Below are 26,943 nucleotides of genomic sequence, written 5' to 3' on the forward strand. Positions count from 1 at the left end.
GTTTTAGTTTAAAAAAGGGCCGTGGCCCTTTTTTATTAATAAACTAAATCAGAACTTACTGTACATTTTCTTTCGCTCGATCTCCAAGTAACATAACTAAAATTTTGTAGAAAATGCCACCCAGGGCTGCACCAATCAACCATCCGTAGCCGTCAAGCTCGGCCAAGCTAGGCGCTAACACGGTCGAAATAGAGAACACCGCTGCCATAGCAAAGGCCAGTATTGCCTTGAGATTCCAGCCACCCTGATAATAGTAAGCACCTGTAGGAGCTGACGAAAATAGCTGTTCCATATCCAGCTCTTGACGCTTTATCAGATAGTAGTCCACCACGATAATGCCGTAAAAAGGTGCCACGATGGCGCCTAGCGCATTTACAAACCCAGGAATACCAATCTGGCTAATAAAAGATACCCAGAACGCCCCGACAAAGAAGGCAATCACGGCGGTAATCAAGCCACCAATGCGAAAAGTAATGACTCGAGGAAATAAGTTGGCAAGGTCATAGGCCGGTGGAATAAAGTTCGCGACTAAGTTAATGCCCACAGTCGCGGCAAAGAAGGTTAGCGCCGCTACTATCGTTAATGGCAACGAGTCTACCCGCTCAATAATATCTGCAGGATTGGTCAGCGCCTCACCAAACAAGACTAAAGTACCCGCGGTAATCATCAATGCGATAAAAGAGAAAAATGCAACGTTAAGTGGCAGACCAACTAGGTTGCCTATCTTCATCTCCCTTTCGCTACGCACAAAACGAGTAAAGTCTCCGAAGTTGATGACTACTGCAGCAAAGTAAGCAACCATAGTGCCTACAATGGCACTGAATGCTGCTAGATCGCTGCCTTCCTTGAGGCCAGCACTGCTAAAAATAGTGCTGACTGCTGGTATCAATTGATCACCAGCCTTTACCCAGACAATGATCATTAATACCACCATGACCAGATAAACCAACGGTCCAGCTAGATTAAGGAATATCTTTATCTTGTCGATACCCTGCCAGAACAACAAAATCTGAAACAGCCAGACAATAACGAACGACAGCCAAGCGGTCGGCGACAAGCCCAGAAATTCAGCGCCACTACTCGGCCCCCACAAGGCGGTCAGTAATAAAGTAACGGCCGTCGAAGCAAAGTAGGTCTGCACTCCGTACCAGAAAATACCGACAATCGCGCGCAGCAGCGCCGGTAAGTTTGCCCCTCTAACGCCCATGCTTGAACGGATGAGTACCGGAAAGGGAATACCATATTTCACGCTGGGTTTACCGGTCAGGTTCACAAGTACCATGACGATAAAACCCGCAAGAATAATGGCGCCCATCACCGCCCAACCATTCAGGCCGTAAGTTAAAAACAACGAAGCGGCCAGACTGTAACCAAACAAACTCTGAATATCGTTGGACCAGACGTTAAAAATTTCAAACCAACCCCAGCTACGATGCTTATGCTTTACTGGTGCCAAGTCTTCGTTATATAGCAGAGGATCCCTGCTTTTCACCTCGAGTAGACGGTCATCCATATCGGCACTCCTTATTTAGGTTCTGCTGACTTTTCGCGGTTAAGTTTTGTCGAGTTAAACGCGCTGTTACTGCGTTATCGCGCCTGTATGCGGAGTGTCTCCCAGCATCAACTCTGTTTTAGTATAAAACCCCTGCCAATTGCTGCAGAAATAATTTCGAAAGATAAGCAGACTCTGAAACAAAGAGGGGTCCGTTGACCGGACCCCTCTTGGATTAATAACGGAAGCGCTGGCAGGGCTTCCAGTACTGCATCAGCAGATAATACACAATACCGGCGGGTAATAGACTGGCGTACAAAGATACAGAGACGAACGTTAATGCTACGCAAGCCCCAACCAATACAGAAATCACAGCACCATAGTTGATACCTTTATAGGGACCCTGTTCGTCATAAAGCTTATCTAAGTCCAGTGTACGGCGACGTAGAATAAAATAATCCACCACCATAACGGCAAAGATGGGGCCCAAGAATGCAGAGTACGTTTGTACGAAAATCTGTAAACCTGCTGCCGAGTCTTCCTGTACCAATTTCCAAGGGAAGGTACAAAAAGCCAACAAACCAACCAGAATGGTCGAGGTGCGAAACTTCAGTTTAAACACATCCATTAAGATATAGGTCGGTGGTATAACGTTATTAAGTACGTTGGTAGTGACTTGGGCGAAGGCAATAAATAACAGAGTAATAACGAGTAATGGTGTGTTATCAACCGCACTGGAGAAAACCTGAATGGGATCAGATATCCCCGTAGCGCCGGAAACCATCAATCCAATTAAGCCCATAAAAATAGTACAAGGCAGAATAGACATGGAATAAATTACCGTTAACCAACCCGGCTTAGTACCTTCCTTTAGCTCACGAGAGTAATCGCTGACATTCAACATCATGGTGCTATAAACACCGAGGAACAGCATAGTGGCTCCCCAAAATGGCAAACCCCAAGAGCCTTCAATATTCACCAAATTGGTCGCTATATCATCACCAAATTTATTTATTACGCTGTAAAACATATAAACTAGCGCTACTAGAATAAAGCCACTGCCTATATTTTCTAACCATTTAATGCCCTGAAAACCGAGGACAGACAGGCCAATCTGCAGGAACTGGAATACCACGAAAAACAGTACTAGATTATCGAAGCCAAATAAGGCAGCTGAAGCTGCGTTCAATGCCCCAGCACCGATCCAACTTTGAAAGCCATACCATATGATAGCCGGTACTGCTCGCACCATACCTGGAAAACGGGTACCGGCAAAACCAAATGAACTCCTAGCTTGTACCATAAAAGGAATGCCGTATTTGTAGCCTGCAGCCCCGTTCAACGCTAGAGCTATACCTATACTAAAACAACCGATCGAGATCGCTATGCAAGCTTGTAACAAATTGAGCGTGCCAACAATACTAGAGCCCATAGTAAAGGTGCCAATTGATACACAACCACCAAACCAAGCTAGAAAATAAGAAACTCTACCCATAATTCTATTTTTCTGGGGAGCAAGTGACTCATCTCCTGCCTTCTTCTCATTACTTCCAACCACCTTGGCTGATTGTACGTTACCGGTTTGCATGGGAATCGCGGCACTGTTGCTTACATTCTGAGTAGCCATAGTTAAATCCTCGGTATTCCGTCACTCGGGGCGCTAAGTTCCCCATCCTCTGCCGACCACCATGAGCCGTGCAGTTCTCGTGTTATCGCCTCAGGCGATATTGAGTTGGCGCCCTTGGGGAGCCATTTCTGGTCGTGGCCAGCTGAAGGTCAATACCTTGCTGGTGCCCAGCTTCATATCCACCATGGCCTCGCACAGCTTGACCGCTGCTACTGTGCCATCGATCACCGGAATGCCGATTTGCTGTTCGATATATTCCCGATACTGGGACATACCAGCACAACCCAGCACTATGGCTTCGGCGTGGTCTTCTTTAATCGCTAACTGGCATTCGGCAATCACTTTTGCAATTGCTGTGTCTGGTGAGGTAGCTAAATCCAATACCTTCATCGGTGTGGTACGGATATTTTTGCACTGCTCGCTAAAGCCGTAGCGATTGACCAAGTGCTCGGTCATGAAACGAACTCTAGGCGCCGTGGTCACTATAGTGAAATAGGCACCGCTCATCACCGCCATGTGAAAAGCCGCTTCGGCAATACCCAGCACCGGTTTGTCGGTTAGCTCCCGAGCGGCATAAAGCCCCGGGTCACCGAAACAGGCCAACACATAGGCGTCGATATTTTCTTCGCGATCGCCTTTGGCAATCTCTTCCAGCACGCCAGGTACCGACAGCGCTTCGTCGTAAAAGCTTTCGATGGACGCTGGGCCAGTGGCGGGACTGACCGCCAGAATTTCGGTATCGGGGCGAGAAACTCTATCGGCTAATGTCTGTAGTGCGTCGGTAAACGACTGAGTGGTATTCGGGTTGATAATTTTAATTCTCATTGTGCCATCCTTGTTTACGAACTAGCTTGGTTATTGTTAACGATCCAATAATAGACCAATCGTTAACAGTTTGTAAAATACAAACTACACATATAACTAGCGTGTCAGACTGGAGCCCTTTGAATACTCAGGAGAGAAAACTATAAGAATAAAAGCTTAAAACTTTGTTTTTAAAGTAAATGCTTACAAGTCAATCGGGATTTCGTTAACAAAAAATTGCATAGCAACTGACCAAAACAAACGATATGTTTTTATATTGTTACTAAAAGTGTGATCTTAATCATAAATTTGCACATCAAAAAACCTCCATAGTGGAGTGTTCTTTCGATAACTTATTAACACGCTCAGGACTAGGCGTAATGATAGCGATGGGATAGTGCAGCAAGGAGAAGGGGTAAATAAGAAGGGACAGCCCCTAGGCTGTCCCTTCTTATTTGCTCAATGAAAAAGACGGTTCATGTTTTAGTATTCGGCGTTATGGTAAACGTTTTGTACGTCGTCTACATCGTCCAGCATGTCGAGGAAACGTTCCATTTGAGCTACGTCATCGCCGGTAATTTCAATGGTAGTTTGGGGGACGTATTGAATGGTATCTACTTCAAAATCGATGTCGGCAAAGGCTTCGGTTAATGCCTGTTTGGTTTTGAAGTATTCCGTATGCGGGGCAAATACGGTGACTTTCCCGCCTTCTAGTTCGATGTCGGTCACGTCTACATCGGCCATCATCAGCGCTTCTAATACGGCATCTTCGTCATCACCGGCAAACACTAGAATAGCGCAGTGATCAAACATGTGGCTCACGGTACCCGAGGTGCCAATTTTGGCTTTCACCTTATTAAAGCACTGACGCACGTCGCCGATGGTGCGATTTGGGTTATCGGTTAGACAGTCGACGATCACTTGGCAATTCCCTGGGCCAAAGCCTTCATAGCGGGCGGGGGAGAAGTCTTCACCCGCACCACTAGTGGCTTTTTGCAACGCTTTATCAATAACGTGGGTAGGCACCTGATCTTTCTTAGCGCGATCAATCAAACCGCGCAACGCCAGATTACCGTCTGGATCGGCCCCACCCGATTTAGCGACCATGTAAATCTCTCGGCCGTATTTGCTGTATACCTTGCTTTTGGCATTTGCCGTTTTGGCGATGGATTCTTTGCGGTTTTGGTAGGCTCTGCCCATGGGTGCTCTCGTTAGTGGTCAGTTCATCGTAAGTGGCCGAATTTTACACCCAGCACGGGGGCAAATCTATTTGTAAAGCGCTAAGCACCGAGCTAAGAAACTACATGCTGCTTGCTGTGAGCTGAGCATTTCTATCGTAGCCACAACAATATTGGCTGCAGGGTTAGCTGGGCGCGGGGTGCCGGCCGCTTGGTGCTTAGTGCTCGGCGCTGTTAAAGCCTTAATAACCGGAAAATTCTTCGTTGCGTACTTGGTCGGCATCAACGCCGATTTGCTCTAGTAACTCTTTCATGGCTGCGACTAACTCGGGAGGCCCATCGAGATAATATATCAGCTCTTTAACGTCGTTGAGGTGATGGGCTAGCATGGCCTGATCGACGTAACCTTGTTCGTCCCACCTTAAAAGTAAAGCCTTCTGGCTTGGCAAAGTAAAATGCTAGGGTGCCTTCGGCAATCGTTTGTTTGCCTGTCAGTTGTAGCTGATAACTGGTCATCATCATTCTCCTCTGCACTACGCAAACTTTTCCGCTCTCACTCCTAACGCATGCCGCTCTCTATTTCAGACCTCAACGTCTAGCTCTAAGCCGACATCGTCGTCTGAACTTTCATAGCGCTTACTAATCACATTAAGCCGACGGCTCATGGCGGAATTGGCCCCAATCCAGCAGGTTTCCCCTTGGCGTAACCCCAGCCAAGCTTCAAAAGCGGCTTGGCGACGATCTCGCTCTCGGTCTTTATGCCGTGGTCGAATGGCCGCATAAGGCAGCACCGCCGTAATCACCGGTATACTGGGCCGACGTGCCTTGTCGGCTGCAGCAGCCTCGGTAGACGGTGCCGCCGCATTAGGAGCGATTGTCGGTAATATCACCGGTATTGCCATTGACTCGACCTCCTTATGTCAGCTCTCTTAGTGAGCTACTAAGCCATTTACCAATATATGCTTGAGTGCATTAGGTGTATGGCTATAACAACTATAAGCCAAGCCACGGTAATTGATAGTTAAGCGCCACAGCAAAGTTAACACTATAAACACCTTGTGCAGAGTAAGAGACAGGGTAAAGGACGACATAAAAACAACAGCAGATACCGGAGCGTGCCCGGTAAGACGACATAAAGATAACTGCTAAGCCGAACAACGTATTCAACTTTTATCGCTCTGGTTCTTTTACTTGGGTTTTCGCTTTGACCCTTCTCATCAAGAGACTTTTCAGATCCAATCCCTATTTCTCCGTAGATTTCGCGGATTCCGTTGCTGATATATCTTTAGGTCTTGGTGTGATGCTTTCGCCGCACTGCTTAAGGACGACTCAAGAAGTGAGCGATTCGCTCGGCTGTGGCGTCGGGATGAGAAATAAACGCGGCATGAGAGGCTTTGGCCTCAATATAACACTCGCTGAACGCAGCGCTTTCTGGCAATAAAGCATCTATGAGCGGAATCACCTTTCGGGGCACTAAGCCATCTAATCGACCATATAGACGCAATAAGGGCAGTTGTAATTCGCCGAGCACTGCGCGCAAGTCTACCTCGCCTAATAAAGCTAACCCCGCAGCCAGCGCCACAGGATCGGGGGCCGGTTTAGCGGCGAGGCTCTCTTTTAATTGTCGAATATCTTCTCGTGCATGCTCACTACCCATGGCTTGCAGTGCTAAAAAGCGATTAATTACCGCTTGATGGTCTGCTGCTAGCTGCTGCTCGAAGGCGGCCAGCACCTCAGGTTTAATGCCAGGCCAAGTTTCATTAGCCACAAAACAAGGAGAACTAGCCAAGGTAATAAGGTGACTAATGCGTGCAGGAGCCTGAAAAGCCGCCTGAGTCGCCAACAAACCACCAAGCGACCAACCCAGCCAAGCCGCATGATGAGGGACGGCGGCTAATACCGCATTTACCCAATCATTAAGCTTGGCCGATCGGGGTAAGGCTGCGCTATGACCAAAGCCGGGCAAGTCGACGAGGTGTAAAGTAAAGTCGTCTGCTAGCCGCGTCGCTAGCCCATCCCATACCGCGCCATTCATGCCCCAGCCGTGTAGTAACACCAAATTGGGACCTCGGCCGCGCCTTTCTACGTATACACTCATTACACCACTCCCCTGTTGCGATGGATCCATGATAAAACGCTTGGTCACTCGCTTACAATCAAGTCCACTTTGGTGGGGGCAGTGCCTGCTGTGTCGGCACGACTGCCAGCAGCAGGCGCTCATTTGTGACAGCTGCCAAGATGAACTTCCGCTGCTACTTTACCCCTGCCCGCAGTGTGCCTTTCCACTGGCAGTCGAAGATGCGCATTGCGGGCAATGCCAACGCCGCCCGCCACTTTGGCAGCGCATGCAGGTATTAGCCGATTTTGAACCGCCCTTTGCCCGGTTAATTCACGATTTAAAATATCATCAACGGGCGTTAAACGGCCGGTTGCTTGGCCAATTATTAGCCCGTCAGCTCACGCGGCCGCATCCTGAGGTGATTATACCGGTGCCCCTGCATTGGTGGCGACAAATGCGCCGTGGCTATAATCAAGCCAGCGAAATTGCCCGTGGTCTACAAGATATATTACCTATAAAAGTAGACTCCAGCTGCTTGAAACGCCTGCGCCATACCGCTTCGCAAACTCACCTCAGTCGCCGCCAACGTCAGCAAAATTTACGCCACGCTTTTTCTTGCCGGCCAGTAACCTATCGCCATGTAGCGTTACTGGACGATGTAATTACCACCGGCAGTACCATGACCGAGCTAACTAAGCTATTACACGATCAAGGGGTGATTCAGGTAGAAGTGTGGGCGGTGTGTCGGACTCTTGAGCGCTAACGACTATTCAAGCACCGGCAACAAGAGTATGATTAAAAGTTGAGTTGTTTAGTCAGGTTTTTGCGAGGATGACAATGATTAATATTTCCGAAACTGCCCAGGAACACTTCTGCAAATTGCTGTCGCAACAGCCGGAAGGCACCAATATTCGGGTGTTCGTGGTAAACCCAGGCACTCCTAATGCTGAATGCGGTGTGTCTTATTGCCCGCCAGATGCCGTTGAGCATGACGATATGCATTTGTCGTTCAATGGGTTTGAAGCTGTAGTCGATCAACAAAGCGTTGCTTTTTTAGATGACGCCGAAATTGATTTTGTTAGCGACCAAATGGGTTCACAGCTAACGCTAAAAGCGCCTAACGCTAAAATGGCCCAAGTGCCTAGCGATGCGCCTTTGGCTGATAGAGTTGAGTACCTGCTGCAGTCACAAATTAACCCAAGTCTTGCCAGTCACGGTGGCCAAGTTGTGTTAACCGAAATAACCCCCGAAGGCTTAGCTATTTTGCAGTTTGGTGGTGGTTGTAACGGTTGTTCTATGATTGATGTGACCTTGAAAGACGGCATCGAGAAACAGCTACTTGAACAGTTTGCTGGCGAAATTACCGGTGTGCGCGATGCCACAGAGCATGAGCGCGGCGATCACTCTTATTATTGAGTTCAGTACTTAGTTGAAGAGCTAGAGAGCAAAAAGGGAGCCGATGAGGCTCCCTTTTTTATCCGTTTTTCTGACAGCTTAAAGCTTACCGCTGACAGCTTTGTCACTCCGCTTTACGATCTCGGCTTAACAAGGAAAGGGCGGCTTCTTTGGCATTTTTTCCTTGATACAACACCTGATAGACCTGTTCGCAAATGGGCATTTCTACCCCGTGGCGGCCGGCCAGTTGCTGCACCTCAGCGGCGTTACGATAGCCTTCAACTACCTGACCAATGTCTGCCATGGCGGTTTGCACATCTTTACCCTGGCCTAATGCCAAACCAAAGCGGCGGTTGCGCGACTGATTATCGGTACAGGTCAGCACGAGGTCACCGAGCCCTGCCATCCCCATAAAGGTGTCTTGTTCGGCACCCAGTGCCACACCTAACCGTTGCAATTCGGCAAGCCCGCGAGTAATGAGTGCGGTACGCGCATTAGCACCAAAGCCTAAGCCGTCGGCCAGACCGGCACCAATGGCAATCACGTTTTTAACCGCACCGCCTAACTGCAAGCCCGCCATGTCGTCATTTAAGTACACGCGAAACGAGCGACCACAGTGCAGCAAGTCAGCCATGTCTTTGCCAAAGTCAGGCTCTGTAGCGGCCAGCGAAATAGCGGTGGGCAAGCCCATGGCTAATTCTTTAGCAAACGTCGGGCCCGATAATACCGCCAGTGGAATGTGATCCCCCAGAATATCTCGAGCAACGTCCTGCAATAAGCCACCCGTATTAGGCTCTAACCCTTTGGTGGCCCACGCTACGCGACTGTCTTTGCGCAAAAACGGTTTAACCTGCGCTAATACATCGGCAAACACATGGCTGGGCACTACAACCAGCAAGTTACGACTGGCCTGCACCGCTTGTTGCAAATCGGCGATGGGCGTCAGGCTATCGGGAAAAGTCGCATCAGGTAGAAAGACCTTATTGCAACGGTCGGTGGCTAAGGTTGCGGCCTGCTCGGCCCTATGGCTCCACAGCAAGGTTTTATGGCCATTGCGCGCAAGAGCAATGGCCAAGGCGGTACCATAAGAGCCAGCACCCAGAACCGAGATGGCGGCATCATTATGCATTAGGCATCAGCCTGCTGTTCTTGCTGCTGCTCTTGAGCACGTTGTACGTGTGCGGCAAATAAGGCATCAAAGTTAACTGGCGCTAAGTTCAGCTGCGGGAAAGAACCGCGACCGACTAAGCTACCCACGGTTTCGCGAGCATAAGGAAACAGAATATTAGGACAAAATGCACCTAAGCAATGGGCCAGTTGTGGCTCAGCCATATTGCCGACTGTGAAAATACCTGCCTGCTGAATTTCACACAAATAAGCCGTTTCGTTTTCACCTAGCAGGCAAGTAACGGTCAGCGTTAATACCACTTCAAAGATGTTGTCACCCAGGCGTGCGCTCTTGGTGTCTAAATCCAGCTTAACTTCAGGCTTCCATTCTTTTTGAAATACTAAAGGCGTGGCCGGTGCTTCAAAAGACACATCTTTTAGATAAATGCGCTGGATTTGAAATTCAACCTGTTGCTGTTCTTCAGTACCTGCACCATTTGCTGTTTCAGCCATGAGGATATCCTTATAATGTGTATTGAAATATTAACGTTTAGTGACGGGTAAATTCTGGGTACGCCAGTCGACCATTCCACCACGCAAGGCGTGAACCTGCGTAAAGTCGCCTTTGGTTAACAACCGGCCTATGCCGTTGGTTGTGACACCTGTTTCGCACACCAATAAAATTGGTTTATTTTGGTATTTTTGGATCAGGTTTAAATTGTTCGCTTTAAGCTGAGCCGCGGGCACATTAATAGCGCTCGCAATATGGCCCTTACGAAACTCTTCGGCACCACGCACGTCGATCACAACGCCGTCCTGCTTATTAATGAGCATAACGGCTTCTTGGGCGCTGACTATCAGCACTTTACTCAGTTTAGAGATGATGGTCATGGCAATAATAGCAATAACCAAACCAAACCAAACTACGACTAGCATGGTGTTGTTAGTGAAAAAATCGAGATACTCTTGCATGAGATTACTTCTTTTAAGGTCAGAATATACAAAAAAACGAGTATACATGGGGTATCGACAAATAACAGCTGTCGAGGGCCTGTTGCACGTTGCTAAAATTAGGTTCAGATCACTATTTTAGCTCGGGCTGCGGGTGGCGACTAAATCGTCATTTGTAGTAACATAGCAATGATTGTCGTTCGCGACCTGCACTTTAAAATAACAAACATAGGGTTACACTATGAACTCGACCAAAAAGCCCTTGGTACTCATCATTATGGATGGCTGGGGCTATAGTGAAAAAACCGAGCATAATGCTATTTATACCGCCCACACGCCGGTGCTCGATGGTTTGATGCAACACTGTCCCTCTATGCTTATTTCTACCTCGGGTCATGATGTTGGCCTACCCGATGGTCAAATGGGTAACTCAGAAGTAGGCCACGTGAATATTGGTGCCGGTCGTATCGTCTACCAAGACTTAACCCGCATCGACAAAGCCATTAAAAATGGAGACTTTTTTACCAATCCCACACTCACCACTGCACTAGATGGCGCGATTAGCCAAGGCAAAGCCGTGCATATTATGGGGTTGTTGTCGGCGGGGGGCGTGCACAGTCACCAAGACCAAATTGCTACCATGATACAGATGGCCGCCGACCGCGGGGCCGAACACATTTATTTGCACGGCTTTCTTGATGGTCGAGACGTAGCACCCCGCTCAGCTCTTGGCTCTATCGAACTCGTTGATGCCCTGTTTGCCAAACTGGGGAAAGGCCGGTTGGCCTCCATTGTGGGCCGCTATTTTGCCATGGACCGAGACAATCGCTGGGAGCGCGTGCAAGTAGCCTACGACTTACTCACGCAGGGCAAAGCCGAATATAACGCCGCGAATGGCGTAGTCGGCCTACAAGCTGCCTACGACCGCGGCGAAAATGATGAGTTTATCGCGGCGACCACCTTGGGCGAGCCCGTCAGCATACAAGACGGCGATGCGGTTATTTTTATGAACTATCGCGCCGACCGCGCCCGTGAGCTGACTCGCGCCTTTGTGCAAACAGACTTTAACGACTTCACTCGCCATGCTTGCCCAGATCTAAGTCGCTTTGTGATGCTCACGGAATACGCCGCCGATATTCAGGCATCTTGTGCTTATCCGCCAGAGTCACTGCCTAATACCTTGGGTGAATGGTTGGCAGCGCACGGTAAAACTCAGCTGCGTATTTCTGAAACCGAGAAATATGCGCACGTTACCTTCTTCTTTAACGGCGGCCGAGAAGCATGCTTTAAAGGCGAACAACGAGTGATGATCCCAAGCCCCCAGGTCGCCACTTACGATTTACAGCCAGAAATGAACTCCGAGCTGCTTACCGATAAGTTGGTTGAAGCCATTAAGAGCCAAGCATTCGACGTCATTATTTGTAACTACCCGAATGGTGACATGGTGGGTCACACTGGGGTATTTGAGGCGGCTGTAAAAGCCTGTGAAGCCATAGATGTGGCTATTGGCCGCGTAGTCACAGCACTGAAAGAAGTGGGTGGCGAGGCGCTGATTACTGCAGATCACGGCAATGCCGAGCAGATGGTCAACCCCGTTACCGGCCAAATTCAAACGGCGCATACCACGTTACCGGTGCCACTCATTTATGTGGGCCGAGACGCAACGCCGACCGCAAAAGGTCGGCTGTCGGATCTTGCTCCGACCATGCTTAACTTACTGGGCATGGAAACACCTGAGCAAATGACTGGTAAGCCTCTGATGGTTCTGAAATAATCAAGCCTATGGGCAAAAAGCGCTTGTTCGCCACCTTAGTGTTATTAAGTACCGGTCTCATGATCGGTACTTTCGCATGGGCGAATGACAGTAAAGAACTCAAAAATGTGCAGGGGCAAATTGCCAGCCAGCAGCAAGACTTGCAGCAGCAAAAAAATAAGCTAAAGCAGCTGCAGCAACAGCTGGCCAAAGATGAGAAAGCCATTTCAGCCATGGCGCGCGAGCTAAACCAAACGCAACATAAACTCAAAGACAACGAAACCGCCCTCGCCCAGCTCGATAAAGAGCATAAACAGTTAAACCAACAAGCCAAACAACAGCAAACACTGCTGGCAGAACAGCTGCGAGCCGCCTATCAGAATGGTCGTCACGACTACCTCAAGCTGTTGCTTAATGGCCAAGACAGCACAGAGATTGATCGGTTACTGCACTATTATGCGCATTTAAATGAAGCGCGCGCCGACGCTTTACACCAGTTGGCCCGCACGCGCGAACAATTAGCCGATAACCGTCGCCAAGCAGAACAAAGCCGCAATCAACTAAACCAGCTACTCACACGTCAACAAAGTGAGCAAGAAAAGCTAAGTGCACAACAAAGCAAACGCAGTACCACCGCCAAACAGCTTAACGATGCGCTTAGTAAAGGTAGTCAGCGATTAACGAGTCTACAACAGGCGGCAGGTAACCTAGAACGTCAGATTAAACTGGCTCTAGAAAAGGCCGCCCGCGAACAAGCGGCGCGTGAGCGTGCAGAACGAGATGCTCGGGAAGCTCAAGAACGAGCAGAGCAAGCTGCACGTCGCTCCGGCGGTTCGTCGGGTCGAACGCCAGTGGTAGCCAAGCTAAGCGGCAACTTTGCCGGTTTAGCCAAAGGTACTTTGCCTTGGCCGCTCAAAGGCCCACTTGTCCATCGATTTGGCACCAACCGCACCAGCCAGCTGCAATGGAAAGGGCTGCTGATTAGCGCCCCCGTAGGCAAAGAAGTGAGCGCCATTGCCAACGGTCAAATCGTGTATGCCGATTGGCTAAGTGGTTTTGGCATGGTGATGGTTATCGACCATGGCAAAGGCTATATGAGCCTATATGGCCATAACCAGTCGCTGTTGCTTAACCCAGGCGACAAGGTAAAGTCCGGTCAGCCCATCGCCTTAAGTGGTGAAAGTGGTGGCCAAGAGAAGTCCGGCCTGTATTTCGAAATCCGCTATCAAGGCTCAGCCATCAACCCCCTCCCCTGGTTGAAGTCTTAATCACTCAACGGCGGCAAAGGGTGAAACGTGAAGAGTGTAGGGGACAAGCCAAGTCTACATCTGCTATGTCCCGCCTTTTGTAGGCGAACGCTTACTCTCATATTTTGCCGCAAGCGGAATCATTTAGGTCACAACACAAAACGAAAGACTCTCTCGCAACGGAACCCGCGAAACCCACGGAAAAATAGAGATAAGATCTGAAAGTGACCTTGATAATAAGAACTGAGATTAAACCCAAGCAAAATTGACAGGCGAAACAGAAGCTGAATACATAGGTCGACTTAGCAGTTATCTTTATGCCGTCTTACTGGACTTATTCCGGTATCTGCTTTTGTCTTTAAACCTGTGAATTATAAAGAATAGCTGTACTCTCTCTTGTAGAGTGCCTCTTTAGCTGGCACTCCCTTTTCAGCAGGATTTCACAATAAAGCAGCGGCTACAAAAGACGGTGCTCTTCTTTAGGCTTGGTGCCGGGCGCTCGGCGCTGTTAGCTGCTAACTCGTCGCCATTTCTAGCTCATTGATCAGCCACATTGCATCGGCTTTCGTCTCGCCGCATACATCTGCCATGGCTTTAAAGCTGCCACACACAGCGGGTCGCTCGGGCTGACCAAAGATGGCGCAGCGCATATCTTCCAGCAAATGCAAACAAGGCTCACCGGCCGGTTTACCATTGGGCATGCCCGGTAACGGACCGCTAATGCTAGGTGCAATGCAGCAAGCACCACACTTGTTTCGACATTCCATTTACGGCCTATTCCTCATATTCATTTACTTATAGTCACTCATTAAGGATGCCAACGCCGAAACATGGTGGTCGCTCGCCCCAAGTTCACGCAATGCCTGCTCAAGATTGAGCAGATAATCTCGATTACTGCCGCTGGGGCCTTGCGCTTGGGCAATTTGCTCTGCCATGCGGGCCAGCGGTGCTTCTCCAAGAAAGGCATCGTTATCTGGCGTGGCGAGATAGATCAAACCGTCGACCGAGCTAGTCGGAGAAAAGTGGATAGGCACTAATTCGCGCAGATAACCATTTTTCTCTCGCATATCTAGTTGCTGCAATAGGCTCGGCTCAATACGGTAGGCCATGCCGTCACAACGCGCACCGCGTTCTGAGATCAAGGTCACCACTCGTCCAGGGGCACTAGGAATCCCTCGGTGATCATGCGAACCTTGCCAAAAACGGCGACTCCAGTGATCAATCCAAGCAGGCTTGCGCTCTAGAAAGGGAAAGTCCGCCTTCCAAATCAAGGAGCCATAACCAAACAACCAAAAAGAGTCATGCTGGTCAAAATGTGTCATTCGGCCGTTATGGTCTCGAGTATCAAATGTCATATATCCCTTTAAACAAAGCAGGAAGCCGTCAGCTGTAAGCGATCAGCTACAGAGAATATCAAAACCTAAAAGCTCAGAGCTATTTTTGCCACACTTCTTTACTACGAGAGTCACGGAAGAACACGGAAAAATAGAGATAAGAGCGCAAAATGCCAAATTATTAAGAGGTAAGATCTTAAGCCTCAAAGCTCTATCACTCGTCACCCTTGAACTCTTCCGTGGGATCCGTGGCACAAAAATCTTTAAGGTCTGAATCTGGAGTTAGAGCTGGATTCGATTATGTTCCCCCCTTCACCCTTCGCAATGTGTTTATCTTGAGCTGATCACTGACAGCTTAAGACTGATAGCTGCTCGTAGGGCATGATAAACTACGACTTTTCTGAGGAGTTTTTTCATGCGCCTGACCATACATCGCTTAGAGCAAATATCCGAGCTGCACCGCCATCATGTGAACATCATCTTACAGGGTAAAACCTTGCCCGATCAGGCCTATTTTTATTTGGCCACCTTTAACGATAAAGCCGTGGCGCTGGCTTGGCGTGAGCATTCACCCAAACAAGAACTACTCGGCTTTATTGCGGTGCGAGATATTACGCGCCGCCGTGGCATAGGCCAAGAGCTATTGCGCCAAATTAAGTTAGACGCGAAAGCTGCTGGCCTCTCTCACCTAAGCTGCAACCCAGCGCAAGCACCGCCTGAACAACAAACCGGACTAGCTGACTTTTTAGCCAGCCAAGGCTTTAACACTCAAGCAGGAATGCTAAGCTGTTATTTAGAAGATTAAACGGTCCACAACAGAAGGATACGGCATGAAGATGAGAACCGAAAAGGACTCTATGGGCGAAATAGAAGTGCCAGCCAACGCACTTTATGGCGCCCAAACCCAAAGAGCCATTAATAACTTCCCCATCTCGGGCCAGCCACTTCCCCCTGCCTTCATTAGTGCCATTGCCAAGATAAAAGCCGCTTGTGCTTATGCTAATGGCAAACTAAATCGACTAGACCAAGACAAGGCGGATGCCATTATTACTGCGGCTGACGCTGTTATTGCCGGACAGCACACAGCTGAGTTTCCTATTGATATTTATCAGACCGGTTCAGGCACCAGTACCAACATGAACGTCAACGAGGTGCTGGCCCATTTAGCCGCCACCGAGCTTGGTCAAGCCGTGAGTGCCAATGATGACGTTAATATGGGGCAAAGCTCAAACGACGTTATCCCCTCGGCTGTACATGTGAGTGCCGCACTTAGCCTTAGCACAGGCCTAATGCCGGCGCTATTGCAGCTAGAGCAAGCCATATCAACCAAGGGCGAGCAACTAAAAGATAAAGTGAAAACAGGTCGCACCCACTTAATGGATGCCATGCCCCTGCGTTTCGACCAAGAGTTAGGCGGCTGGGCCACGCAAATACGCTATGCCAGCCAGCGGTTAGATGGTCTGCAAAGCCGACTGCAGCAACTAGCACTGGGCGGCACGGCCATTGGTACCGGCATTAATGCCGACCCACGCCAAGCTCAATTAGCCTGCGATTATCTTAATCAACACACCGGTTTAAATTTCTGTCCCGCCGAAGATTATTTTTACAGCCTAAGCAGCCAAGATACGGCTGTTGAGCTATCGGGGCAGCTTAAGACGCTAGCAGTGGCATTAATGAAAATTGCCAACGACTTACGTTGGATGAATTCAGGCCCGCTCACTGGCATCGCAGAAATTCAATTGCCCGCGCTGCAACCCGGCTCATCCATTATGCCCGGCAAGGTTAACCCGGTGATCCCTGAGGCCGTTGCCATGGTGGCGGCACAAATTATTGGCCTAGATACTGCGAACACCGTGGCCGGTCAGTCGGGCAATTTCCAACTTAACGTGATGCTACCGCTGGTGGCTAATAATCTACTGACCATGACTCAATTACTGGCCAACTCGGCTCCTTTATTGGCTCAGGCCATTAGTGGCTTTACTGTGAATCAGGCGCATATCGACGAAAACTTAGCGAAGAATCCAATATTGGTCACGGCGCTAAATCCGGTTATTGGCTACGATAAAGCGGCCAAAATCGCTAAGTTGGCCTACAAAGAGCAAAGACCGATCTTAGAAGTAGCACTGGAGCACACCGACCTCTCGGAAGACCAACTGCGAAAACTGCTCGATCCCGCAGCGCTAACGCGCTGAGCACGTGAGGAAAACACATACAGCATTCAGTGCTAAAACCCAGAAACAAAAAGGGATGCCGAGACATCCCTTTTTACGATCTAACTGAGTGGTTAGGAAAGGTAGCTGTGGGGTTGCTACTCACACTTTACCCTTTACCCATAACGGTCCACGGCATTTACAGAATAATATCCCGCAGTGCTTGGGGCTTGCGAGACAGAATGTGCGTGGAGTGGATGCGGCGCACGGTGCGTGACTTACCGCGGATCACTAGAGTTTCGGTGTGAGCATAATAGCCATCGCTGCTAATGCCTTCTAACAAGTCACCCTTGGTTATACCGGTGGCAGAAAACAGTACATTATCGGTACGGACAATATCTTCTAGCTTTAAGATTTTTCCCACTTCGATGCCCATTTCTTGGCAACGCGCAATTTCCTTCTTACCGAGAGCTATATTTTCTTCACTGGGACCTTTCACTTCATAACGTGGCACTAAGCGTGCTTGCATGTCGCCGTCGAGCGCGCGTATTGCAGCAGCAGAAATAACGCCCTCAGGCGCACCACCAATGCAATACAGCATGTCCACTTCACTTTCTGGCACACAAGCCAAAATTGAAGCGGCAACATCACCATCGGGCACGGCAAACACGCGAACGCCCAGCGCCTGCATGGTTTTAATCGCCTTGTCGTGTCGCGGTTTAGCCAAGGTGACCACGGTAAAGCGTGACAGAGGCTTATTCAGCGCCTTGGCCACTGCTTTAATATTTTGCTCTAGCGACTTAGATAGGTCGATAGAACCCTTGGCGCGAGCACCAACAATCAGCTTTTCCATATACATGTCGGGAGCACGCAAAAAGGCGCCCTTTTCACCCACGGCAATCACTGCCAAAGCATTCGACTGGCCCATGGCCGTCATGCGGGTGCCTTCAATTGGATCGACGGCAATATCGACTTCTTCACCACCTAAACCGACTTTTTCGCCGATATACAGCATGGGAGCATCATCAATTTCGCCTTCGCCGATAACCACTTCACCGCTAATTTCAATTTCATTTAATACATGACGCATCGCTGCCACTGCAGCACCGTCGGCGGTATTTTTATCGCCTCTACCCAACCACTTATAGCCAGCCAATGCGGCCGCTTCCGTGACCCGGGAAAATTCAATGGCTAATTCACGTCTCATGAGATTTCCTACTCGTTCAAATTATCGCGCTGTGTCGAATTACTTATCTAGTATTCGCTGCTGCAAAATACGATAAACATCGGGCGTTTCTATTTTTTCTGATGCGCATACTTCTAAGTCATGCAGCTTGCCGTCTTTAATACCATATACCCAGCCGTGAATAGACAGCTCCTGCCCTCGTTTCCAAGCGTGCTGCACTATGCTGGTTCGACACAGGTTAGCGACCTGTTCAACCACGTTTAACTCGCATAAAGCGTCTTCTTGTAATTGCTCGCTCTCAAGATCTTGTAAGTCTTTACGGTAGCGCTGATATAGCGCTTTTAAGCTGCATAACCAGTTATCAATTAAGCCTAATTCCACATCATCCATCACGGCTCTAACACCGCCGCAGCCGTAGTGGCCGCAAATAATAATGTGCTTCACTTTCAGTACTTCAACTGCGTACTGTACCACTGACAAACAATTAAAATCGGTGTGCATCACTAGGTTAGCTACATTACGATGCACGAAAACATCGCCGGGTAACAGACCAGTTAACTGATTGGCAGGAACTCGGCTGTCGGAGCACCCAATCCATAAATATTCTGGCGCTTGCTGTAACGCTAGTTTTTCGAAAAAGGTCGGATCTTCCGCTTTAATTCTTTCTGACCATTCTTGGTTGTTGTTAAACAGCTGCTTTAATATTTTCATGGGGTATTCCTGCTTTCTTACTCTTATTAAGATAGATTATTGGCGGAAAAAAGGCCCCAGCGGGGCCTTTTTTCCGGCCTTAATTCATACTCAAGAATCCATAGCCGTTTTTAGCTTTTTAAGTGCACTTTTTTCTAGCTGGCGTATCCGCTCAGCCGACACACCATATTCGTCAGCCAGTACTTGTAAGGTGGTCTTATCGTCTTCATCCAACCAACGAGCTTGCATAATATGTTGGCTACGCTCATCCAAGGTGGCCAAAGCCGAGCGTAATCGACGGTTTGCCGTTTGTTCCCAGTTATCTGCTTCTACTTGAGTCGCTACATCCGAGCTGTGATCTTGCAAGTAGTGTACTGGAGAGAAATTAGTATCTTTATCATCATCGTCTGAAGCCAAGTCAAATGCTTGATCTTGCGCGCTCATGCGCGTTTCCATTTCTAGCACTTCGGACGGACGCACGCCTAAGTTTTCGGCCACCATTTCCACTTCGGCCTGGTTGAACCAACCCAAACGTTTCTTAGATTTACGTAAATTGAAGAACAGTTTGCGCTGCGCTTTGGTAGTGGCCACTTTAACCACTCGCCAGTTGCGTAACACATATTCGTGAATTTCGGCTTTAATCCAATGCACGGCAAAAGAAACTAACCGCACGCCCACTCCAGGGTCAAAGCGCTTAACGGCCTTCATCAGGCCAATATTGCCTTCTTGAATTAAGTCAGCTTGAGGCAGGCCATAACCAGAATAGCTACGGGCAATGTGCACTACAAACCGCAGATGAGACATAATCATCTGTCGGGCAGAAGACAAGTCACCATCACTATGTAACTGCTCAGCCAGTGACTTTTCTTGTTCCGCGCTTAGCACGGGAATGGTATTTACTGCCTGGATATACGCCTCCAAGCTACCTTGAGGTACCAAGGAAAAATGGCGCTGGAAATCTGTCGTCATTACATTCGTATTCATTATTACATGACTCCGTATAAAAACAGCTGCGGTGCACACCTTGCTATGATGCTATTAACACAATACCGCACGCTGTACAGCGGACAATGCATTTATTTAGGACTAAATGTCAAGAAAGCGGTATTTCACTGCCCGTATAAGACCACATTTCGCTAATTAAGTTCAACTGGGTTTTACATATTCAAGGGGCTTAGCGACCTTACTGAGGTTCGATTGCGCGAATATGGCGGCGTACTGAAAATCCAGAAGCCAGTAAGCTCAGTAGTGTTCCGGTGAGTATCAACAATGCACTTTCTTCTAGACCTAAGCCTAAAAGATCAAAGTCACTTTGATACAAACCGGCTAATGCACTGACCTTATGACTTAGCCAAAACACCATCACCAAAGTTAGCCACCATGCCAACAGACTACCTATTATGCCATACCAGAGGCCAACATATAAAAAAGGTCGTTGAATAAAGCCATCTGTCGCACCTACCAGCTTCATCACTTCTATTTCGTAACGGCTGTTTAAAATATTTAGGCGCAAGGTATTACCCACCACCAATAATACTCCCGCTAGCAATAAACTGGCCATGCCCACTACCGCTTGTCGCAGTAGATCCACAATACCAGATAGACGAGCCAGCCAAGCCATGTCCAATCGTGCTGTGGCCACGGTAGGCTCGGCGTTCATATCGGCTAACAGCAACTCGGCGGCATCGGGGCTACGTCCAGTTTCAGACAAACCCAAAATAAACACCGCCGGCAGCGGGTTATCAGCCAGCAAGTCTAGCGCCTCGGCAAAGCCTGCGGCACCTTTAAAGTCATTCAGCCCCTGCTCGGCACTAATATAAGTAATGTTGTCTATTTCCGACAAGGCAGCCAAGCGCTCCTGCAATTCGGTCACTTGCTTTTCTGTGGTACCTTGCTGCAAATAGAGACTAATTTGCGCCTTGCTTTGCCAAACCGCGCTCACTGACTCGGCATTTTTTAATAAAACATAAAAGCTGGCCGGCAGCGCTAAACTCACGCCCAGCACGGCAATGGTCATTAATGAGCTCAACGGCGTGCGCCACAACTCACCTAAGCTGGCAAATAACTGACGGATATGGTCGACGCAATACATCGCTAGACGTTGCAACAAAGATAGCTTATGCCTGCTCATTGTTCACCTCCGCCTGCAATCGGCCCGCATTCAGGGTTAAGGTTCTATGGCGCTGCGAATTGATTAACCCCGTATCGTGGGTCGCAATTAACACGCTGACGCCGACGCTGTTAAAGGCCTCAAACAAGCGCAATATCTCCATCGATAGCTCGGGATCTAGATTACCTGTTGGCTCATCCGCCAGCAGCAGTGAAGGCTTATTCACAATGGCGCGCGCAATTCCCACCCGTTGTTGTTCACCCCCCGACAGCATCAGAGGAAAGTAACGATCTTTGCCCAGCAGCCCTACCTTGTCGAGCGCAGCCGATACCCGGCGGCGAATATCTTGATGGCTGTAGCCTTCAATCACTAACGGCAGCGCCACGTTATCAAACACGGTGCGCGTATTAATCAGATGGTGGTCTTGAAAGATCATACCAATGCGCCGACGCACATAAGGAATATGGCCGCGGCGAATTCGGCTCACATCCTGACCATTAAACAGCACGTGGCCGTCGGTGGGTCGCTCCATCACACTGATCAGTTTAAGCAGAGTACTTTTTCCGGCCCCCGAGTGGCCAGTAAGATACGCCATCTCCCCTTTTCCAAGATGAAAACTGACCTTTTGCAGTGCTTGAAAGCCACCGCTATATACTTTGCTAACCTGATCGAAGCGGATCATTTATTCGTCCTGCGTGAAAAGGGCATCAATAAAATCATGGGCCACAAACGGACGTAAATCGTCAATTTGTTCACCCACCCCAATATAGCGAATAGGAATACCAAACTTGTCGGCAACGGCAAAAATAACCCCACCTTTAGCGGTGCCATCCAACTTGCTGAGCGTAATACCGGTAATCGGTACTGCCTCGTTAAATACCTTCGCTTGGCTTAGCGCATTTTGGCCGGTGCCGGCATCCAAGGTCAGCATAATTTCATGAGGCGCACCGCCATCAATCTTTTGCATCACACGCACCACTTTCTTGAGCTCGTCCATCAAGTGCGCTTTATTTTGTAACCGACCAGCAGTGTCGACCAGTAATACATCGATTTTACGGGCTTTAGCGGCTTCTACTGCGTCGTAGATTACCGAAGCCGCATCGGCACCGGTATGCTGGGCAATAACCGGAATCTTATTACGCTCGCCCCACACTTGCAGCTGTTCTACTGCCGCGGCGCGGAAAGTATCCCCTGCCGCCAACATTACCGATTTCCCTTCGGCTTGAAACTGACGAGCCATCTTGCCGATAGTGGTCGTTTTACCAACTCCGTTAACGCCAACCATTAAAATAACGAAAGGCTTATGCTCACTATCGATAATCAAGGGTTGTTCCACCTTGTTCAAGATCTCGGCCATTTCTTCTTTTAGCAGCTCATACAGCGCTTCGCCGTCTTTAAGCTGACGACGACTGGCCTGGCGCGTTAAGTTATCGATAATAGACAGCGTAGTTTCTACGCCCAAATCTGCCGTTAATAGCTGAGTTTCGAGCTCTTCAAACAGGTCGTCGTCGATCTTTTTACCGCTAAATAAGCCAAAAAAGCCTGATCCCAAATTTTGTCTGGTTTTAAGCAGGCCATTTTTAAGCCGAGTAAAAAAACCTTTCTTGGGTGTTTTTGCCACTTCGGCTTCGGCTACCTCAGCCGCTAAACGAGCCTCTTCTGCCGCTTGTGCTTCAGCCGCTAAACGAGCCTCTTCTGCCGCTTGTGCTTCAGCCGCTAAACGTGCATCTTCTGCCGCTTGAGCTTCAGCCGCTAAACGAGCTTGTTCTGCCGCTTGGGCTTCAGCCGCCAAACGAGCTTGTTCTGCCGCTTGTGCTTCAGCCACCAAACGAGCTTGTTCCGCCGCTTGAGCTTCAGCCGCTAAACGAGCTTCTTCTGCCGCTTGAGCTTCAGCCGCTAAACGAGCTTCTTCTGCCGCTTGGGCTTCAGCCACCAAACGAGCCTGTTCCGCCGCTTGAGCTTCAGCCACCAAACGAGCTTCTTCTGCCGCTTGAGCTTCAGCCGCTAAACGAGCCTGTTCTGCGGCTTGGACTTCTGCCACTAAACGAGCTTGTTCCGCCGCTTGGGCTTCGGCTACTGCCGCTAAACGTGTCTGTTCTGCCGCCTCGACTTCTGCTGCCAGTTGCACCGCTTCAGCATGGGCCGCCAATCGTGCCTGCTCGGCGACTGCAAATTCGGCCGCCAGTCGAGCGTGTTCAGCCGCTTCGGCTGCAATTTCTGCTTCTGCCGCTAATCGAGCTTGCTCTGCTGCTTCAGCTTGGGCTGCCAGTCGTACCTGCTCGGCCGCTTCGGCTTCTACCACCAATCGAGCCTGTTCTACGGCCTCGGCCGTCGGCTCTTCTAGCGCTCTTTCGACTGCTGCGCTACCCGCCTCAATTTCTGACTCTAAGGCCGGTTGCTGCTGTTCTTGCTCTATTTCAGCTGCTTGCTGATCTTTGTTTTTGCCAAAGCCCAGCCAAGAAAAAAAACCTTTTTTTGCCATTCTGATATTACTCACTGATGTCGGGGGTGATTAGGGCTAGCCGTAACTCGGCCCCTTCTTTAGAATACTCACCCCTTATGGGTGCAAAACCGCCTTATACTAGCACTTTATTGAAAAACGGCGAAACGAGATGGCAAAAGCAAAACCAATAAAAAAAGCCTCAACGGGCAGTGGACAAATCCGTTTGATTGGCGGCCAATGGCGCGGGCGTAAATTACCCGTGCTCGATAGCGAAGGGCTTAGACCCACCACCGACCGTATCAAAGAGACATTATTTAACTGGTTAATGTTCGACATTCACCATTGTCGATGCTTGGATTTATTTGCCGGTAGCGGCAGTTTAGGATTTGAAGCTTTGTCTCGTGGGGCAGGTGAGGTGATCTTGGTAGAAAAAGACGCCACCGTCGCCCAACAATTACAGCGCAATCTTGCCAGCTTGCCTGCGGCTCAAGGCCAGATCATTAATACAGATGCCATCGGCTTTTTGCAATCGCCAGCCACGGCTTTTGATCTGGTATTTCTCGATCCGCCGTTTCACCGTGAGCTACTGCCTAATGTCTGCCAGCTGCTAGAACACAACGGCTGGCTAAACGTTGATGCCAAAATTTATATTGAGCGAGAGCAGGCATCAGAATCATTACTGCTGCCATCGAATTGGCGACTGCTAAAAGATAAGCGGGCAGGGCAGGTTAATTATCAACTTTATCAAAGGGAAAGTGAGTAATGAAAATATTAAATTTAGCAATGAAACTGATCATGCTGCTATTTTGGGCAGGTATTATTTACGCTTTAATCGGCCCAGACTTTCAAGAAGTGGGCTTAATGCCACTTATTTTAGGCTCGGTAGTGCTGGTTATGCATATATTACAGATGCTGATGCTCAAGCGAGTTTCTCAGATATTGCACCCCACAACCAAAGATTATCTGGCCGTGTTGGTGTTCGGCTCGTTTGCCATGCACACCCACCGTGCCCGCCTAAAAGAGATAATGGAAGAAAACAAACAGACAAATGCGCAAAAAAAGCAGCAGCAAGAAAAGTAATACCGCATCGTCTGGTCTAGCGGCTGAGCCCGTCCCCTTCACACGTCACCTGTGATTACTGGCTCACGGCTTGAACATCGTGACCGCACTGCCAACAAATTTCAAAGCTACCCGCATTGTGCTCCCCACACTGTGAGCAATGCCAAGCGGGTCGCTCGTCTTGTTGGTAACGCGCCAATATCAATTGCGACGACTATATATCGTAGGATCGGACTAATAATGTGACTTCTATTGCGTTAGCGGGCAACTCGCCCAGAGCACCCGCTAATGCTTCGCCTTTCAGCTGCACTTTAATACCGGATACTTCCAGCGCCCCTTTAATGGTATGCGCTTCTAGATTATTCGCTGCCTGATAAACCGTAACCCACTCACTCATCGCTTTTCTGTCGCCCATAATAACCATCAAAAAAACAATAGAAAAAGGGGGTGACATAATGTCACCCCCTTTTGGGTTGTCGTATGGCTCTAATCCCTAAACCAAGTTGCTCCCTGCATTCCTTGACGTATTACCTTAATCCTTAAGGCCTTTCCTCTACCTATCCTTAGGCGTGTCCTTTAGTCATCCTGACTGCGATTCATCCTGATTCGCTTGCTCTCTCCATCCTGGAGGTGTCCCTTACCGCATCCTGCGGGTGTTCCTTATTCGCCGTGCTTGGCAAGTCTATCTTCCTGACGGACTTCCTCGCTCCTTGCATAACTAACTATAGAGAGTTTTGTAGATTTCTCAATATAGAGCGCACAGGCAAAATGAGTCTCAAAACAACAACCATACATTAACTATTTGATTTTAATGTAAAATTAAACTTTACCAGTGATATTACCGCAGCTTAATGCGTGTTATCCACCATTTAGTTAAGTGATATCTCACAACAAATCGGGCGGATCTCTTACACCAATACCTAGTCACCGCAGCCCTAGCTGCAAAGCACCAACGAATAACACGCCGTGAGGGGCGAATATGCTCCACCTTACTCGCAGATACAGTAATGGCTTACGCTTCACGCACCACGATAAACAAAAAAGTGGCCTGAACTGAATCGGCCGCTTAGGATGACGCAATTAAATGAGTAAGGGGAAACCAAGATGACCGCATTAACCTTGCCAGCTTCTCTGGTAGACAGTCAGTGGCTAGCAGCTCACCTCGAGCATCCAGATTTAGTCGTATTAGACGCCAGCTGGTATATGCCCGCAGCAAAACGTGCTGGCGAACAAGAGTGGCGTACGCAGCGTATTCCCGGTGCTCGCTTCTTCGACTTTGACAGAAAAATCAAAGATGAGAATAGCCCACTCCCCCACATGCTGCCAACCGCAGCGCAATTTGCACAACAAGTATCGGCTCTGGGGCTCAGTAATCATCACCGCATCGTTGTCTACGACGGCAGTGGTATCTTTGCCGCCCCCAGAGCGTGGTGGATGTTTAAAGCCATGGGGCACGACCAAGTGGCAGTATTGGATGGCGGTTTGCCCAATTGGATAACCAAAGGATTACCGTTAGACAGCAGCAAGCCTGAACCCGTTGCGCCAGGGCAGTTTGTGGCCCAACTGCAAACAACATGGATAGCCGATGCCGATCAGGTGCAAGTGGCGCTGTCTCAGTCACAAAGCCGAATTCTTGATGCCAGAAGCCACGAGCGTTTTAGTGGCCAAGCCGCCGACCCTCGCCCTGCCGTGAGACCCGGCCATATGCCAGGTGCAGTTTGCTTACCCTTTAGCGAGTTACTGCAACAAGGGCACTTTTTACCTAAAGAACAACTAGCACAAAAGCTCGCCGCTCAGCTTTCGTCCGAGCAAGAGTTAATTTGTAGCTGTGGCTCTGGCGTTACCGCTGCCATTTTAGCATTAGCAGCCGATATTACCGGCCACCAGAAGATCGCCGTTTATGATGGTTCTTGGACCGAATGGGGTGGATCTTCGCATTTACCAGTGGTAACGGATTAATTATACCAATTACATTAAAGATCTGACCAGATGTTGGGCCGAAGCGCCAGAGGTAACACCGAGTTGCCCGCAGACACTGCCAACAGGCGACTCTGCATCATCAAGGAGGACAAAGGGATCTGCTCCACCGACCATCACATGACAGGGAGGTCATGTGCTGAGCGTCACAGGGTGCTTGCAGCGGGTCGATGGGGCGGGCCCTTTGTTCGGAGCTGGTATAGCAACCACATAGATCGATTGTTTAATGAAATGGGTATTAGTAAAACGTGAGTGGGGATCCATCTCGCGCCAAACACCCAGCTGCAATCCAAAACAAAAAAAGCCCGCCAAATGGCTAACACCATTCAGTTAAGCGTGTTTAGAGCGAATGGTGTACCGAGTTTTTGATATCCGAACGGT

At 49.1% G+C, this 26,943-nt stretch carries 29 protein-coding genes; 9 read left to right on the plus strand and 20 right to left on the minus strand.

Going from position 1 to position 26,943, the window contains the following annotated elements:
• Window positions 1-55 precede the first annotated feature (55 nt).
• From ACFQ1C_RS07065 to bioH, 7 genes are all read right to left on the minus strand, one after another.
• On the minus strand, window positions 56-1,513 hold the full coding sequence (locus ACFQ1C_RS07065; RefSeq protein ID WP_379557898.1) for an NCS1 family nucleobase:cation symporter-1: 1,458 nt from the start codon (window positions 1,511-1,513) through the stop codon (window positions 56-58).
• A 214-nt stretch (window positions 1,514-1,727) separates the two neighbouring features.
• Window positions 1,728-3,119 carry an NCS1 family transporter gene (locus ACFQ1C_RS07070; protein ID WP_379557899.1) on the minus strand — a complete coding sequence of 464 codons (1,392 nt, stop codon included), beginning with the start codon at window positions 3,117-3,119 and terminating at the stop codon, window positions 1,728-1,730.
• 90 nt (window positions 3,120-3,209) lie between these two features.
• The gene (locus ACFQ1C_RS07075; protein WP_379557900.1) at window positions 3,210-3,944 is read right to left on the minus strand and encodes an aspartate/glutamate racemase family protein; all 735 of its coding nucleotides are present in this window, start codon (window positions 3,942-3,944) and stop codon (window positions 3,210-3,212) included.
• Window positions 3,945-4,406: 462 nt separating this feature from the next.
• Complete coding sequence (locus tag ACFQ1C_RS07080) at window positions 4,407-5,123, minus strand: YebC/PmpR family DNA-binding transcriptional regulator (protein WP_379557901.1); 717 nt, start codon at window positions 5,121-5,123, stop codon at window positions 4,407-4,409.
• A gap of 220 nt (window positions 5,124-5,343) precedes the next feature.
• Window positions 5,344-5,490, minus strand: a complete 147-nt coding sequence (locus tag ACFQ1C_RS07085; RefSeq protein WP_379557902.1) for a hypothetical protein — start codon at window positions 5,488-5,490, stop codon at window positions 5,344-5,346.
• Between the two features lie 192 nt (window positions 5,491-5,682).
• Window positions 5,683-6,003 carry a hypothetical protein gene (locus ACFQ1C_RS07090; RefSeq protein ID WP_379557903.1) on the minus strand — a complete coding sequence of 107 codons (321 nt, stop codon included), beginning with the start codon at window positions 6,001-6,003 and terminating at the stop codon, window positions 5,683-5,685.
• A 416-nt stretch (window positions 6,004-6,419) separates the two neighbouring features.
• Window positions 6,420-7,199: a pimeloyl-ACP methyl ester esterase BioH gene (bioH, locus tag ACFQ1C_RS07095; protein WP_379557904.1), complete on the minus strand. Its 780-nt coding sequence runs from the start codon at window positions 7,197-7,199 to the stop codon at window positions 6,420-6,422.
• A 28-nt stretch (window positions 7,200-7,227) separates the two neighbouring features.
• Here bioH and ACFQ1C_RS07100 point away from each other — a divergent pair, with 28 nt between their 5' ends.
• Window positions 7,228-7,923 carry a ComF family protein gene (locus ACFQ1C_RS07100; RefSeq protein WP_379557905.1) on the plus strand — a complete coding sequence of 232 codons (696 nt, stop codon included), beginning with the start codon at window positions 7,228-7,230 and terminating at the stop codon, window positions 7,921-7,923.
• A gap of 74 nt (window positions 7,924-7,997) precedes the next feature.
• Window positions 7,998-8,576: a Fe-S biogenesis protein NfuA gene (nfuA, locus tag ACFQ1C_RS07105; RefSeq protein WP_379557906.1), complete on the plus strand. Its 579-nt coding sequence runs from the start codon at window positions 7,998-8,000 to the stop codon at window positions 8,574-8,576.
• A 103-nt stretch (window positions 8,577-8,679) separates the two neighbouring features.
• Here the strand turns inward: nfuA and gpsA are convergent, their stop codons facing one another.
• The 3 genes from gpsA to ACFQ1C_RS07120 are packed head-to-tail and all read right to left on the minus strand — an operon-like array spanning window position 8,680 to window position 10,634.
• Window positions 8,680-9,684, minus strand: coding sequence for an NAD(P)H-dependent glycerol-3-phosphate dehydrogenase (gpsA, locus tag ACFQ1C_RS07110; protein WP_379557907.1), 1,005 nt, complete (start codon window positions 9,682-9,684; stop codon window positions 8,680-8,682).
• On the minus strand, window positions 9,684-10,175 hold the full coding sequence (gene secB, locus ACFQ1C_RS07115; RefSeq protein ID WP_379557908.1) for a protein-export chaperone SecB: 492 nt from the start codon (window positions 10,173-10,175) through the stop codon (window positions 9,684-9,686). The genes gpsA and secB overlap by 1 nt, the downstream gene beginning before the upstream one ends.
• Before the next feature lie 30 nt (window positions 10,176-10,205).
• A complete protein-coding gene (locus ACFQ1C_RS07120) occupies window positions 10,206-10,634 on the minus strand; it encodes a rhodanese-like domain-containing protein (RefSeq protein WP_379557909.1) in 429 nt (142 codons plus the stop codon).
• Between the two features lie 220 nt (window positions 10,635-10,854).
• Between ACFQ1C_RS07120 and gpmM the strand changes: the two genes are divergently transcribed.
• Both gpmM and envC read left to right on the plus strand, forming a co-directional pair.
• Entirely contained in the window at window positions 10,855-12,387 is a 1,533-nt protein-coding gene (gene gpmM / locus ACFQ1C_RS07125) for a 2,3-bisphosphoglycerate-independent phosphoglycerate mutase (protein WP_379557910.1), read from the plus strand.
• 8 nt (window positions 12,388-12,395) lie between these two features.
• Window positions 12,396-13,634, plus strand: coding sequence for a murein hydrolase activator EnvC (gene envC, locus ACFQ1C_RS07130; protein ID WP_379557911.1), 1,239 nt, complete (start codon window positions 12,396-12,398; stop codon window positions 13,632-13,634).
• 494 nt (window positions 13,635-14,128) lie between these two features.
• On the opposite strand, the gene ACFQ1C_RS07135 is transcribed toward envC, so the two are convergent.
• Window positions 14,129-14,380 carry a YkgJ family cysteine cluster protein gene (locus tag ACFQ1C_RS07135; protein WP_379557912.1) on the minus strand — a complete coding sequence of 84 codons (252 nt, stop codon included), beginning with the start codon at window positions 14,378-14,380 and terminating at the stop codon, window positions 14,129-14,131.
• Between the two features lie 24 nt (window positions 14,381-14,404).
• A complete protein-coding gene (locus ACFQ1C_RS07140) occupies window positions 14,405-14,968 on the minus strand; it encodes a gamma-glutamylcyclotransferase (protein WP_379557913.1) in 564 nt (187 codons plus the stop codon).
• A 394-nt stretch (window positions 14,969-15,362) separates the two neighbouring features.
• Between ACFQ1C_RS07140 and ACFQ1C_RS07145 the strand changes: the two genes are divergently transcribed.
• Complete coding sequence (locus ACFQ1C_RS07145; RefSeq protein ID WP_379557914.1) at window positions 15,363-15,752, plus strand: acetyl-CoA sensor PanZ family protein; 390 nt, start codon at window positions 15,363-15,365, stop codon at window positions 15,750-15,752.
• Between the two features lie 25 nt (window positions 15,753-15,777).
• On the plus strand, window positions 15,778-17,139 hold the full coding sequence (locus ACFQ1C_RS07150; protein ID WP_379557915.1) for a class II fumarate hydratase: 1,362 nt from the start codon (window positions 15,778-15,780) through the stop codon (window positions 17,137-17,139).
• A gap of 157 nt (window positions 17,140-17,296) precedes the next feature.
• Here the strand turns inward: ACFQ1C_RS07150 and glpX are convergent, their stop codons facing one another.
• From glpX to ftsY, 6 genes are all read right to left on the minus strand, one after another.
• Window positions 17,297-18,304, minus strand: coding sequence for a class II fructose-bisphosphatase (glpX, locus tag ACFQ1C_RS07155; protein WP_379557916.1), 1,008 nt, complete (start codon window positions 18,302-18,304; stop codon window positions 17,297-17,299).
• A gap of 39 nt (window positions 18,305-18,343) precedes the next feature.
• Window positions 18,344-18,994, minus strand: a complete 651-nt coding sequence (gene can / locus ACFQ1C_RS07160) for a carbonate dehydratase (RefSeq protein ID WP_379557917.1) — start codon at window positions 18,992-18,994, stop codon at window positions 18,344-18,346.
• A gap of 90 nt (window positions 18,995-19,084) precedes the next feature.
• Window positions 19,085-19,942, minus strand: coding sequence for an RNA polymerase sigma factor RpoH (gene rpoH / locus ACFQ1C_RS07165; RefSeq protein ID WP_379557928.1), 858 nt, complete (start codon window positions 19,940-19,942; stop codon window positions 19,085-19,087).
• A gap of 214 nt (window positions 19,943-20,156) precedes the next feature.
• Complete coding sequence (gene ftsX, locus ACFQ1C_RS07170) at window positions 20,157-21,104, minus strand: permease-like cell division protein FtsX (protein WP_379557918.1); 948 nt, start codon at window positions 21,102-21,104, stop codon at window positions 20,157-20,159.
• Entirely contained in the window at window positions 21,091-21,765 is a 675-nt protein-coding gene (gene ftsE, locus ACFQ1C_RS07175) for a cell division ATP-binding protein FtsE (protein WP_379557919.1), read from the minus strand. The genes ftsX and ftsE overlap by 14 nt, the downstream gene beginning before the upstream one ends.
• On the minus strand, window positions 21,766-23,565 hold the full coding sequence (gene ftsY, locus ACFQ1C_RS07180) for a signal recognition particle-docking protein FtsY (RefSeq protein WP_379557920.1): 1,800 nt from the start codon (window positions 23,563-23,565) through the stop codon (window positions 21,766-21,768).
• Window positions 23,566-23,695: 130 nt separating this feature from the next.
• Here ftsY and rsmD point away from each other — a divergent pair, with 130 nt between their 5' ends.
• Both rsmD and ACFQ1C_RS07190 read left to right on the plus strand, forming a co-directional pair.
• Entirely contained in the window at window positions 23,696-24,289 is a 594-nt protein-coding gene (gene rsmD / locus ACFQ1C_RS07185; protein WP_379557921.1) for a 16S rRNA (guanine(966)-N(2))-methyltransferase RsmD, read from the plus strand.
• Entirely contained in the window at window positions 24,289-24,606 is a 318-nt protein-coding gene (locus ACFQ1C_RS07190; RefSeq protein WP_379557922.1) for a DUF1145 domain-containing protein, read from the plus strand. Before rsmD ends, ACFQ1C_RS07190 begins: the two co-directional genes overlap by 1 nt.
• A 55-nt stretch (window positions 24,607-24,661) precedes the next feature.
• Here ACFQ1C_RS07190 and ACFQ1C_RS16175 read toward each other — a convergent pair whose 3' ends face one another.
• Both ACFQ1C_RS16175 and ACFQ1C_RS07195 read right to left on the minus strand, forming a co-directional pair.
• Window positions 24,662-24,790 carry a DUF7577 domain-containing protein gene (locus tag ACFQ1C_RS16175; RefSeq protein ID WP_449290063.1) on the minus strand — a complete coding sequence of 43 codons (129 nt, stop codon included), beginning with the start codon at window positions 24,788-24,790 and terminating at the stop codon, window positions 24,662-24,664.
• A 9-nt stretch (window positions 24,791-24,799) separates the two neighbouring features.
• Window positions 24,800-25,039, minus strand: a complete 240-nt coding sequence (locus tag ACFQ1C_RS07195; protein WP_379557923.1) for a putative signal transducing protein — start codon at window positions 25,037-25,039, stop codon at window positions 24,800-24,802.
• Between the two features lie 650 nt (window positions 25,040-25,689).
• Between ACFQ1C_RS07195 and ACFQ1C_RS07200 the strand changes: the two genes are divergently transcribed.
• On the plus strand, window positions 25,690-26,544 hold the full coding sequence (locus ACFQ1C_RS07200; RefSeq protein ID WP_379557924.1) for a sulfurtransferase: 855 nt from the start codon (window positions 25,690-25,692) through the stop codon (window positions 26,542-26,544).
• Window positions 26,545-26,943 lie beyond the last annotated feature (399 nt).

Source organism: Oceanisphaera ostreae, from assembly GCF_042676125.1.
GTDB classification, from domain to species: domain Bacteria; phylum Pseudomonadota; class Gammaproteobacteria; order Enterobacterales; family Aeromonadaceae; genus Oceanimonas; species Oceanimonas ostreae.